The organism is Acidovorax sp. NCPPB 3576, assembly GCF_028473605.1.
Taxonomy (GTDB): Bacteria; Pseudomonadota; Gammaproteobacteria; order Burkholderiales; family Burkholderiaceae_C; genus Paracidovorax.
In genome coordinates this window covers 1326795-1339254 of the sequence record NZ_CP097267.1, presented here as the reverse complement: position 1 = coordinate 1339254, position 12460 = coordinate 1326795, and the positions used below count along the sequence as shown (strand labels likewise).

General features: G+C 54.8%; 8 protein-coding genes. 4 read left to right on the top strand and 4 right to left on the bottom strand.

Annotation, left to right across the window (positions count from 1 at the left end):
- Window positions 1-31: 31 nt before the first annotated feature.
- From pnp to ribD, 4 genes are all read right to left on the bottom strand, one after another.
- Window positions 32-2275, bottom strand: coding sequence for a polyribonucleotide nucleotidyltransferase (pnp, locus tag M5C98_RS06235; RefSeq protein WP_272551641.1), 2244 nt, complete (start codon window positions 2273-2275; stop codon window positions 32-34).
- 206 nt (window positions 2276-2481) lie between these two features.
- Window positions 2482-2748, bottom strand: a complete 267-nt coding sequence (rpsO, locus tag M5C98_RS06230; RefSeq protein WP_272551640.1) for a 30S ribosomal protein S15 — start codon at window positions 2746-2748, stop codon at window positions 2482-2484.
- 121 nt (window positions 2749-2869) lie between these two features.
- Window positions 2870-4027: a pyridoxal phosphate-dependent aminotransferase gene (locus M5C98_RS06225; protein WP_272553181.1), complete on the bottom strand. Its 1158-nt coding sequence runs from the start codon at window positions 4025-4027 to the stop codon at window positions 2870-2872.
- Between the two features lie 399 nt (window positions 4028-4426).
- Window positions 4427-5539 carry a bifunctional diaminohydroxyphosphoribosylaminopyrimidine deaminase/5-amino-6-(5-phosphoribosylamino)uracil reductase RibD gene (gene ribD, locus M5C98_RS06220; protein ID WP_272551639.1) on the bottom strand — a complete coding sequence of 371 codons (1113 nt, stop codon included), beginning with the start codon at window positions 5537-5539 and terminating at the stop codon, window positions 4427-4429.
- Between the two features lie 227 nt (window positions 5540-5766).
- On the opposite strand from ribD, the gene pilV reads away from it, so the two are divergent.
- From pilV to M5C98_RS06200, 4 genes are read left to right on the top strand one after another with little or no spacing between them, the layout of a single operon-like run.
- Window positions 5767-6354: a type IV pilus modification protein PilV gene (gene pilV, locus M5C98_RS06215; protein WP_272551638.1), complete on the top strand. Its 588-nt coding sequence runs from the start codon at window positions 5767-5769 to the stop codon at window positions 6352-6354.
- Window positions 6351-7382, top strand: a complete 1032-nt coding sequence (locus M5C98_RS06210) for a PilW family protein (protein WP_272551636.1) — start codon at window positions 6351-6353, stop codon at window positions 7380-7382. Before pilV ends, M5C98_RS06210 begins: the two co-directional genes overlap by 4 nt.
- 1 nt (window position 7383) lies before the next feature.
- Complete coding sequence (locus M5C98_RS06205; RefSeq protein ID WP_272551635.1) at window positions 7384-8019, top strand: pilus assembly PilX family protein; 636 nt, start codon at window positions 7384-7386, stop codon at window positions 8017-8019.
- Between the two features lie 10 nt (window positions 8020-8029).
- On the top strand, window positions 8030-12451 hold the full coding sequence (locus M5C98_RS06200; protein WP_272551634.1) for a pilus assembly protein: 4422 nt from the start codon (window positions 8030-8032) through the stop codon (window positions 12449-12451).
- The last annotated feature ends 9 nt before the right edge of the window (window positions 12452-12460 follow it).

The window sequence follows — 12460 nt, the reverse complement described above, 5'->3', positions numbered from 1 at the left end:
CCGGCAGCTATCATTTCAATAGCAATTCAGTTCAGGCATCCATCTGACCCGACGACTCACCGGACGTCAGGGACTGCTGTTGCTGCTGCTGGTCGGCACCATCACGGCGCTCACGGCGCTCGCCACGGTCGGAGCGCTCTCCGCGCTCGGCAGGTGCCGGACGGCCACCGCTGTCACCCATTGGACGATCAGCCAGCGCCTTCATCGACAGTTTGACGCGCCCCTTTTCGTCAGTCTCCAGCACCTTGACCTTGACAATCTGGCCTTCGGTCAGGTAGTCGGTGACCTTCTCGACGCGCTCATGAGCGATCTGGCTGATGTGCAGCAAGCCATCCTTGCCGGGCAGCAGATTGATCAGTGCGCCGAAATCCAGGATCTTGACGATGGGGCCTTCGTAGATTTTGCCGATTTCGACTTCTGCCGTGATCTGCTCGATGCGGCGCTTGGCTTCGTCCGCCTTGGCGCTGTCAGTCGATGCGATCGTGATCGTGCCGTCTTCGTCGATGTTGATCTGCGTGCCGGTTTCCTCCGTCAGGGCGCGGATCACCGCACCGCCCTTGCCGATCACGTCACGGATCTTTTCAGGATTGATCTTCATGGTGAACAGCTTCGGCGCGAAGTTACTCACTTCCGTCTTGGCCTCGCCCATGGCTTCCTGCATCTTGCCCAGGATATGCAGGCGCGCCTCCTTGGCTTGCGCCAGCGCAACTTGCATGATTTCCTTGGTGATGCCCTGGATCTTGATGTCCATCTGCAGCGCGGTGATACCGCCAGTGGTACCCGCGACCTTGAAGTCCATGTCGCCCAGGTGATCTTCATCGCCCAGGATGTCGGTCAGCACGGCAAAACGGTTGTCGTCCTTGATCAGGCCCATGGCGATACCCGCCACGTGCGCCTTCATAGGCACGCCAGCGTCCATCAGCGACAAGCAGCCGCCACACACCGAAGCCATCGAAGAGGAGCCGTTGGACTCGGTGATTTCAGACACCACACGCATCGTGTAGGGAAACTCTTCCTTGGTCGGCAGCACGGCGATCAGCGCGCGCTTGGCAAGACGGCCGTGACCGATTTCGCGGCGCTTGGTCGAGCCCATGCGTCCCACTTCACCCGTGGCGAAGGGAGGCATGTTGTAGTGCATCATGAACCGGTCTTCGTACTCGCCGGCCAGCGCATCGATGCGCTGAGCATCCCGTTCGGTGCCCAGCGTGGACACCACCAGCGCCTGGGTCTCACCACGCGTGAACAAGGCGGAACCGTGGGTGCGGGGCAGCACGCCATTGCGGATTTCGATAGGACGTACCGTGCGGGTATCGCGACCGTCAATGCGGGGCTCGCCCGCCAGAATCTGGCTTCGAACGATCTTGGCTTCGATGTCGAACAGCAAGCCTTCGACTTTGACGGCATCAAACTCCACGCCCTCAGCCTTCAAAGCCGCCAGCACCGAGGCAGTGGCTTCACGCAAGGCCTGTGTGCGTGCCTGCTTGCTGCGGATCTGATAGGCAGCGCGCAGCTTTTCTTCCGCCAGGGCATTGACCTTGCCGATGAAGGACTCGTCCTTGGCAGGTGGCTGCCAATCCCAGACGGCCTTGCCAGCGTCGCGTACCAATTCATGGATCGCATTGATGGCAATGTTGCCTTGCTCATGGCCAAAGACCACGGCACCCAGCATGATCTCTTCAGACAGCTGTTGAGCCTCCGACTCGACCATCAGCACGGCCGCTTCGGTGCCGGCCACTACGAGGTCCATCTGGGAATTTTTGCGGGCCGTCTGGCCAGGGTTCAGCACATATTCGCCGTTGATGTAGCCCACGCGCGCCGCACCAATGGGGCCATTGAATGGGATGCCGGAGATGGAGAGCGCAGCACTCACAGCGATCAGGGCCGCAATGTCCGCATCCACCTCCGGGTTCAGCGAAACCGTATGGATGACCACATGTACTTCGTTGAAGAAGCCTTCGGGGAACAGCGGGCGGATCGGGCGGTCGATCAGGCGGCTCGTGAGCGTCTCATGCTCGCTGGGCTTGGCTTCACGCTTGAAGAAACTGCCCGGGATCTTGCCAGCAGCATACGTCTTCTCGATGTAATCGACCGTCAAGGGGAAGAAGTCCTGCCCGGCCTTGGCTGTCTTGGAGCCCACCACCGTGGCCAGAACGACCGTGTCATCGATGTTGACCAGCACGGCGCCGGACGCTTGGCGGGCGATTTCGCCCGTTTCCATGACGACCGTCTTGTCGCCCCATTGGAAAGACTTGGTGACTTTATTGAAAATGCTCATTTTTGCTCCATTTTTAATAGCTGGCTACAAAGAGCCAGCATGCAAAGGAGTGCAATTCAGAACACGATGCCATTCCAGTGACCCTTCATTTTTTGCCCGTGGGACAAGGCCATTGGAATGACACAGCTTCGATCTGTTTTGCCGCTCCGAAGTAAAAAACGCCTGAGCTAGCGTGCTAACCCAGGCGTTTCGGCATGCAAATGCGCTTACTTGCGCAGACCCAGCTTGGCGATCAATGCCGTATAACGCTCAGCGTCCTTCGTCTTCAGATAGTCCAGCAGCTTGCGGCGGCGACTCACCATGCGCAGCAGGCCGCGGCGACCGTGGTGATCCTTGGCATGGGTCTTGAAGTGAGGGGTCAGTTCGTTGATACGGGCCGTCAGAAGGGCCACTTGAACTTCCGGGCTACCGGTATCGTTAGCAGCACGGGCGTTGGCCTTGACGACTTCGGCCTTGATAGAGGATGCGATCATTGGTTTTCCTTGAATTGCGGGGCCGGTGGTTGCAGCGCGTGGCTGCCCTGCCCCTGTCTTACTTGCGCAAGCGGCTGGAATGGCCACAAGCGTGCGTCTTGCACCATGCAAAACTCTGCGATTATACCCCGAGCCATGTTTTGAGCCGTTTCACTCCCAGCACCAGCCGTTCGGGATCGCGGGAAGCGAAGCACCAACGCAACCACCCCTCCGCCTCCAGGCCGAAGGCGCTGCCCGGCGCCAGCCCCAAGCCGGCCTCCAGCACCAACCGCTTGGCCAAGTCCAGCGAATCACCCCGACCGGCCATCCGAAAGAACGCATACATGCCGCCGCGCGGGCAAGCGACTTCCACCTGTGGCAGCGACTGCAGCAATGGAACCAAGATGTCCCTGCACCGATGAAGATGAGACACCACCCCGGGGGTGATTTCGGACGCATGCTGCAGAGCAGCAACCCCTGCCCGCTGGGTGAACACACTGGTGCAGGAAGTGTTGAACTCAATGAGTTTGCCCATGTGATGAGTCATGTCGGCAGGCATGACCAGCCAGCCCAAACGCCATCCCGTCATCAGGAAGCTCTTGGAAAAACTTTGCACCACGATCAATCGGTCAGCAGCTTCTGCAACATCAAGAAAGCTGGGGGCACAGCTCGATGTCGAGGGTTCGTAATACAGCCGTTCATAAACCTCATCTGCCAATATCCACGTTCCCATGGCACGGCAGTGCCGCATGATTTGGATCTGCTCTTCACGCGTGAGTGTCCACCCCGTAGGATTGTTGGGCGCATTCACAACCAATAGCCGGGTGGACGGAGTGATGGCAGCCAAAAGCTCATCCAGATCCAAAGCCCACTCCCCTCCTGGCCGGGGGCGCAATGCCACACGCCGCAGCTGAGCGCCCATGATCTGGGGCTGCGCCGTCAGGTTCGGCCACACAGGCGTCACGGCTACCACCTTGTCGCCAGGATCAAGCAAAGCTTGCATGGACAGCATGAGCCCGCTCACCCCGCCAGCGGTAACGGCGACACGATCCGCAGCGATCGGCCCGTGCAAAGCGCTCATGTAAGAGGCAATAGCGCCTCGCAATTCGGGCAACCCCAGGTTATGGGAGTAGAAAGTCTCTCCGCGCTGGAGAGACTCTACTGCGGATTGACGCAGGTACTCGGGAGTGACCTCATCGCTCTCACCAAACCAGAACGCAAGCACATCGCTACGAGCCATACCCGCGTTTGCGACTTCACGGATTTTGGATTCTCCAAGATTGACAACAGTAGCGCGCATCGAAACGTCCATGACAACAGTTCAGTCCGCATGGTAGCGGCTTCAACCCGAACCTCTTGCGCGACAATACCCATCAAACTCAATTCAAGGGAGAGACCGTGCCCGTTCGAACCGCCCAGCGCATTACTGGATTTGCTTTTTTAATCTGTACCGGACTTTCGCTTGGAACAGCCAGTTTCCAAGCGCATGCCACTGCGTCCCATGCATCGCATACAGGACAAAGCCCAAAGAAAAAGACTACCGTCAAGATCAAGACCGGTACTCAACGAAGTGCTTCTGAAGAGTCCGCAGCAGAGCGGGATCGCAGGCTCTACAGGGAATGCAAGGGACGCCCCAACGCCGGAGCGTGTCTTGGATATGCCAAGCCATGAAGAAACCTTGCGCCGTCAAAAATGCGCATTAAAAGTCGGCATGACCGGCCATTCTCGCGACCACACGCAAGTCCGGACCAATCATGTCCACCGATTGAAAAGCCATCTGGGCTCCTTCAGACAGCTTCGGCAATGCGTTGAGCTGAGCGATGCCAATTCCAGGGCCTAACAATTTAGGCGCCAAATAAAGCAACACATCATCCACCAAACCCGCTTGCAGCAAGGCACCATTCAATCGACTGCCAGCCTCTACATGCACTTCGTTCATTTGCAGGCGGCCGAGATCAGACAACATGGCAGCGAGATCCACGCGCCCCTCAGAATTGGGCAAATGCACGACCGTGACGCCGCGTGAAACCAGCAACGCTTCCTTTTCTGGGTTTTGAATCGCGGTATAGATGAAGATTCGGCGCTTCGCCTTGAAAATGGATGCATGCAACGGCACCATTAACTGACTATCCACCAATGCCAGATCAGGTTGCCGGGGAGTATCCACCTCTCGGACATCTAATCTGGGATCGTCTGCCAACACGGTGCCGATGCCTGTAAGCAACGTACAAGCCCGCGCTCGCCACGCATGGCCATCCGCGCGTGCAGGAGGGGACGTGATCCACTGGCTCTCACCCCCAAATAACGCGGTCAAACCATCCAGAGAAGCAGCGGCCTTCATACGAACCCACGGGCGGCGCCTAATCATGCGGCTGAAAAAGCCGATGTTCAGCTCGCGTGATGCCTGCGCTTCAAGGCCAACGCTCACTTCCATGCCACGCTCGCGCAATTTGCTCACGCCCCGCCCAGCCACCATGGGATTGGGATCGGCGATGGAGGCAAACACCTTGCTCAATCCAGCGTCAGCCAAAGCATCGCAGCACGGACCCGTCCTCCCATGATGGGAGCAAGGCTCCAAGGTGACAAAGGCAGTGGCTCCTTCCACCGAAAGCCCACGCTCCCGGGCATCGCGCAGTGCCATGATTTCCGCGTGATCCTGCCCAGCAGGTTGCGTGGACCCCTCACCCAGTACCTTACCGAAGGCATCGACGATCACGCAGCCGACACGTGGATTGGGAGAGGTACGAAAGAGGCCTTGCTGCGCCAACTCCAATGCCCTCCCCATGAAGTTTGGCTCTGCGAACTTGTTCATACGACTTAAGGAAAAGCTGTCTCGGGCGCCACGGCCGGCGTGCAAGCATCCCATTCTGCCGCCAAACGGTGCGCCTTATGGCGCCAACGGCACGGGATGGATGGGTGAACTGGAAAATATCCCCGTAACATTCAAACATGACATCCCATGCCCTGTTACCAAAGCCCAGGTTGGTCGCCAGAATCCCTTCCTGCTCACGACCCACCAGCCAATCCCTGGGCTTCACCTTGGTTGAGGTCCTGGTAGCGATCATGGTGCTGTCTTTCGGCATGCTGGGCTTGGTTGGCATGCAGGCTTTTGCGCTGCAGTCGAACAGAGAGGCTCGGTTGCAAGCACAAGCCGCCATGTTGGCAAGAGAGCTAGCAGAAATGATGCGGGGCAATAAAGAAGTCGGCGTAAAGACGACACCCGCTGATAACCCATATATTGTTTCACTATCGAGCGGGTCCATGGCCCCAGCCACTCCATCGTATTGCCTGAGCGTGGGCAATGCTTCCACAGGCTGCACATCAGCGACTGATATTGCCAATGCCGAGATGACGGATTGGCTCGCCAGGGTAGACAACACCCTGCCGGGGGCTCGGGTAGCTATCTGTTTTGACAGCGCTCCATACAACAGCAACGGCATACCCCAGTGGGACTGCGCTCCATCCGGAGCAACTGCGAATGAGATTGCAGTTATAAAAATTGGATGGACTCGCAATTCCACCGATAGAAGTAAAACTGGAAACGATGTGCTTGAACAGGCCAGCAGTTCAGGAAGCGTTCCTTACATCATTTTCCCAGTGACCAGTGGCAACGCCAGTGCAATATGAAAAACAACGATTCCATGCAGCATTACCTTGCAGCCAAGCGTCAGCAAAGGGGCTTAACCCTTATCGAGTTGATGGTGGCAATGGTCATCAGCTTGCTGATTGTGCTGGTCGCAGTGGCCGCATTGGTCGTTTCGAGGCAGGGCTTCAGCAGTGTGGATGCAGCGTCACAACTTCGAGACAACAGCAGATTTGCCGTTGATCTTATTCAGCGCCTGGGAGTCCAGGCGGGCTACAAGGATGTGAGAGATGCGGCTACTCCCGCACCAAATAGCACTGCTGGAATTGAATCGAATCCACCACCAAACATTTATGGCATCAACAATCAAAAACGCAGCGAAACCAACGCTTGGGATGAAAGCTCCAACTGGGGTTCGGCTGTAGGGGCAGGCAGCGATATTTTGGTGCTGAGAAATCAAACCAGTCAGCTGGTTCCAACAGCAACCACCTCTGATCAAACCATGATTGACTGCATGGGTTTGGCACCGTCAGCGGTACCCGTTGATCGATACGACCGCATATTAAGTATTTTGCACGTTGGTGTCGGACAAGACGGTGAACCTTCTCTCATGTGCACCCATATCGGTTCAACCGGTTCTCTGGAAGCGGAGCCTTTGATCAGGGGAGTGGAAAACTTTCAAGTGCTTTACGGGGTTGATGGCATCGGTCCGAACAATGCCACTTTGCCGGCCAGTGCAGCAAGTTCGCCAGAAAACGGGCCTGAGCGTTACTTAAGGGCCGACCAGATTACCAACACTTCAAATGCGGCCGTCAGCTATTCCAATTGGCGGCGCGTCAGGAGCCTGCGCATCGGCATGGTTATCAGAGGCCCCAGCGGTTCGGCTATTGATAAGAGCTCTCAAACACTCTATCCGCTGGGTATCGCCAAAGGTTCCAGTTCTGGCGCGATAGGCAGCGGAATGGCAGACGCGACCAATGATCCAGGCACCGTGTTCACGTCATCCGATGGGAGATTGCGGCAAACAGTGACGTTTACCGTGCACCTGCGCAATTATCAACAAGACAATTAGCATGCTGAAATTACAAGATTTATCTGTGAAATTTGCAGTTCTACAATCTTCAAAAGAACGAGGAGCATCATTAATTGTAGTGATGTTGCTACTGGTGATTGTTTCCATATTGGGAATATCAGGAGTGCAGATTTCGATGATGGCTGAGCGCGGCACTCGCAATGATCGAGATACTCAAATCGCTTGGCAATCCACTGAAGCTGCCTTGATGGACGCGGAATTCGACATTCTGGGACAACCAACAAGTTCATCGACTAAAAGAAACAGTATCTTCAAACGAGGGAGCACAGATATTGCTAAATTTGTTCAGGACTGCGGGACATCTGGCAACACGATCGGCCTGTGCGCTCTCAATGCCACGGGCAAGCCGGCTTGGTTGGCTGTGGACTTCACGATTACAGCAAACAACGCCCCAACGACTGTATTCGGGAAATATACAGGACGGACATTTCCCTCAGGAAATGCAGGAATTCAGCCCGCTCAACCTCCCCGCTATGTCATAGAGCCCATTCCTGATCCCTCGATGTCTCGCACAAAAGATCCAAAAGACGTCAAATATATTTACAGAATTACTGCCATGGGCTTTGGCCCAAATGCGGATACTCAGACCGTATCGCAAGTAATTTTTAGAAATTGAAGAGGCCTATATGAATAACTCTGTTTCCTTCAGGCCTGCGACGGCAATAAAAATCATTGCAGCCTGCAAAGAGAGCATTAAAAACTCGTCTTCTGCGAAGTGGATTGCGTTGGCAGCCGTACCTATCATGGCAACCATCTCATTTGTTGCATTCAGCGCAGGCACTGCACCTGCCATACCTGCAATCAATATTTCCGCAGATCCTTTGTATGCAGCAGCTGCGGTGGATAAGCCCACTTTGGCGCTGGCGTTGTCGGTTGAATATCCAACAGTGGGTTCACAATACCCATCGGGAAGCACCACAGACAATACCTATTCCAATTTACAAGAATATTTGGGATATTACGATGCAGAAAGTTGTTATACATATAACGACTCTCCAACAGAAACGCCTGCCAGCGGCTTGACTGCAGCAGACTATAAGCGGTTTGATCGCAGCGGCGCCGCAACCGCAAGAAAGTGCACCAATGCCTTCAGCGGCAATTTTTTAAATTGGGCCAGCAGTTCAGCCATTGATATGCTCCGCTTGGCATTGTCAGGCGGCGATAGATACATTGATACAGCTACTACCAACTCTTCCCTGACCATACTTCAACGCGCAGTCATTCCCAATGGGGATCCTGTCTGCATGTGGAATACCAGTAACTTTCCGGCCAAACAACTTCAAAAAGATGGCGGAAGTGCAGGAACGTATTGGGGAGCCGTCCCCACAGCGATGATCACAGCTGCCAATGGAAACGATATATGGGTAGCGAATACCCTGAATCGAATTTATTTTGGCACCTCCAACACTGGAAACTGCTCTACAGGCCCCGCATCATATAAATTGGGTGCGCCAACGACCAATTCATCCGTGGGACCAGTGAGCGATTCGTCGGCCAGCCTGCCCAGTGGTATTACCCAGTGCGCCACTGAAAATAACACCTGCAGCTTTACCGGAACGAAAGAGGTTTGGTACGGAGTTAGAGTCGGTATCGTCAATTACTGGAAGGTGGCTCCCGCTTCGAATGGTGTGGCTTGTACCAATGATATTTTTGGCGACCCAAAGAGCGGCACTCCAAAGCAATGTTATTACAGAAACTATAGCGGATCGTGGACACCACCTGTGAATGCAAACTTGAACAGCGATGGCTTTTTCTATGCCCGCGTCCAAGTCTGCAATACCACCTCTGGCGTTTTGCAGGATGTGCGTGCTGCATACAATTTGTGCAGGCAATATCCTAACGGAAACTACAAGCCCACTGGCGTTATTCAAAAATACAGCGACCAGATGCGATTGGCCGCTTTCGGTTATCTCATGGACCAAACGGCTAGCTACAACAACGGCCGTTATGGTGGCGTTCTTCGTGCGCCAATGAAATATGTTGGCAGCAAGACTTTCAGCACCACGGGCCAAGACAACACTCCAAGCGGAGGGAATCCCAACGCCGAGTGGAATGCGAACAATGGGGTATTTCTTTCCAATCCGGATAACGACACCAGCCAATCTCCGAATATTAGCGGTGTGATCAATTATCTGAACAAGTTTGGTAGAACCGGCCCTGTGCCTGGTCGCTACAAAATATATGATCCCGTCGGTGAACTCCATTACGAGACGATCAGATATTTGCAGGGATTGCAGCCGAGCGCTGCCGCGACCAACAACATTGCATCAGATATGTACGATGGTTATCCGGTTTATACAACCTGGACAGACCCATACGATAACAGAAGCAACGCTTCGGATTATTCGTGCCTGAAAAGCAATGTAGTCGTCATTGGAGACATTAATACCCATGACGGAAACAGGCTGCCCACGCCTAATGTGGCGAACAATATTCCGGATATCAATGCTTGGCGCACTACGGTTCAATCTTTTGAGCGGAACCAAACGACGAGCTACCAAGATGGTCAGAATGTGGCCAGGACCACGGGCAACCCCAACGGCGCGAACGGTAGCGTGCCGACTGGCACCCAAACCAGTCAGATCATGGGGTCGGCGTATTGGTCTCACACGCACGATATCCGTGGGACAGATTGGACCGCAAACACCGCAAAACAGCGTCCAGGACTCAGAGTCAAGACCTTTCTTTTCGACGTGAACGAATATGGTGCGCAAAACAACGTATCCACACGCCGTTTTGCCAATCAGTTTTTCATGGCATCAAAGTATGGCGGCTTCGAATCGGATCCCAGCAACGCTGCAGCCAGGCCGTACAACACCTATGGCAATCCTTTCAAGCGCCAAGACGGCACCAACGACAACAATGTCTGGCAAAAGCAAAATGATCCTGGCGAGGCTGGCACCTACTACCTTCAAAGTAGTGCACGTGGTGTCCTTTCGGCCTTCGACGATATTTTCAGCAGGGCGTCGACCCAAGCCAGAAGCATTGCAGGCAGCTCAGCCTCTTCCACGACCATCAGCAGCACGTCGGGAAGCGTCGTGTACTCTTCCAAGTTTGATACCAGCAACTGGAGCGGGGATGTCGTCGCTGAACCTCTGACTGTTTCTGGTACAAGTCTCAGCTTAGGCTCCCAGAACTGGAGCGCCGCTGATCGCCTGTCGGTAATGGCTTCGCCTGCTGCCAATCGCAAGATTTTTGTAGGCAATGCCGCTGGAAATGCCAATCCAGTGGCGGCGTCATTTACTTGGGCAACGATTGAAGGCGCTTTGCAAGGCTATCTCAATAAAGCAGAACCTACCGCGTCTTCAGATGGGCAAGGTTCGGCACGTGTCAGCTTTTTGAGAGGGGATCGAACCAAGGAAGGAAACCCTTTCCGGGTGCGAAGCTCATTGCTTGGAGATATTGTCAATTCCAGCGTCGTGTATTCAGGCGCACCTACTACAGCCTATTCCGGCGCCGGTTATGCCGCATTCAGGAATAACTATAACGCCCGCACACCAGCCGTTTTTGTTGGCGCAAATGACGGTATGCTGCATTCATTCAACGCAGGAACTGGCGACGAGTTGTTTGCCTATATTCCCAGTTGGCTGGGGCCTAAACTCTCAGCATTGACAAACACCAGCTATGTGACCAACCACCAAAGCTATGTCGATGCGTCGCCGGTCGTGGGAGAGGCGCAAGTGGCGTTCAATGGCACGGCATCCGATTGGAAAACCGTTCTGGTTTCAGGAACAGGGGGTGGAGGCTCCGGGGTTTTTGCACTGGACGTGTCTGACCCCTCCAACTTTGCCGCCTCCAACGTCATGTGGGAATTCAAGCGTTCCGATGATGCCGACATGGGCCAAGTGATCGGAAAGCCGCAGATTCTGAAACTGAAAACCAGCGGAAGCTCCAGCACCAGCACCTATCGGTGGTTTGCAGTGGTGGCGAGCGGGGCAAATAACTATGTGCCAGACGTCAATGGGGTCTTCAGTGCGACGGGACAGCCTGCCCTTTTCTTGCTGGCACTAGACAAGCAGCCTGGAACCTCCTGGACCTTGGGAACCAACTATTTCAAGATCTCTTTGCCCATTGATAGTACGCTGAGTGCAGCGAACGCGACGGGGCTTGCCAACTTTCAGCCGCTCTGGGGCAACGCTGGCGAGGTCACGCAAATCTACATGGGCGACTTTCACGGCAACCTCTGGAAACTGGATTTTTCGAAAAACCAGCCTACCAGTGATTGGAATATGAATAAATTGACGGCATTCAACAAGGGCACTGCAGGGTCGCCTGTACCCTACCCCTTGTATATTGCCAAAGATTCGAACAATACCATCCAACCCATTACTGCAGCACCGGCCATATTCTCAGGACCGGCGGTATCCGGTCTGGAAACCTTCTATGTGACCTTCGGTACGGGGAAATATCTGGAAACCGCGGACAACACATCGACCGCAACCAACAGCTTCTATGCTGTTTACGACAATGGCAACACGGCTGCGGACAGCTCCCCTGCGGCGGCAAGCGTCATTAGTGGACGGGCGCGGCTGAAACAAGGCGCCATCAATACCGGCACGAGGGTTATCACGGTTGGCGCATTCAAATGGGGCCGGGCCATGTCGGACACCGATGCGACACAACGTTCTGGTTGGTATTTTGATATGCCGGTTTCTGGAGAAAAACTGGTCAGTGCCATTGGCGACCAAGGCAGTCTCTATGCAACTTTCAATACGATCATTCCTGGTGCCACCGGCGCTACCGGAACTTGCACCAACACGCCTGGGACCAGCAATGCCTATGTGGTCAATATTGGCGATGGTTCAGGAAAATACAACCTATCGACCGTAGGCTTGCTGGGGCCGAGCATGTTCTTTGTGAATGAATCCGAAACCCCGCCGACTCCACTTGACAGCACCGGTCGAGGCTGGAGAACCACGACGTTGAGGAGCACGACCATTGGACAATCCGGTGTGAGTACGAGCACGCAGGTCGTCAGTATCACGGAGGCCGTCGGCCGACTGAGCTGGCGCCAGATCAATAATTACCAAGACATGAAAAACAAGTGAATTCAACGC

Bases quoted from the DNA above. Each gene is read 5' to 3' on its own strand.
- pnp (WP_272551641.1), bottom strand. From the start codon at position 2,275: ATGAGCATTTTCAATAAAGTCACCAAGTCTTTCCAATGGGGCGACAAG.
- M5C98_RS06205 (WP_272551635.1), top strand. From the start codon at position 7,384: ATGCTGAAATTACAAGATTTATCTGTGAAATTTGCAGTTCTACAATCT.
- ribD (WP_272551639.1), bottom strand. From the start codon at position 5,539: ATGAACAAGTTCGCAGAGCCAAACTTCATGGGGAGGGCATTGGAGTTG.
- M5C98_RS06200 (WP_272551634.1), top strand. From the start codon at position 8,030: ATGAATAACTCTGTTTCCTTCAGGCCTGCGACGGCAATAAAAATCATT.
- M5C98_RS06225 (WP_272553181.1), bottom strand. From the start codon at position 4,027: ATGCGCGCTACTGTTGTCAATCTTGGAGAATCCAAAATCCGTGAAGTC.
- M5C98_RS06210 (WP_272551636.1), top strand. From the start codon at position 6,351: ATGAAAAACAACGATTCCATGCAGCATTACCTTGCAGCCAAGCGTCAG.
- rpsO (WP_272551640.1), bottom strand. From the start codon at position 2,748: ATGATCGCATCCTCTATCAAGGCCGAAGTCGTCAAGGCCAACGCCCGT.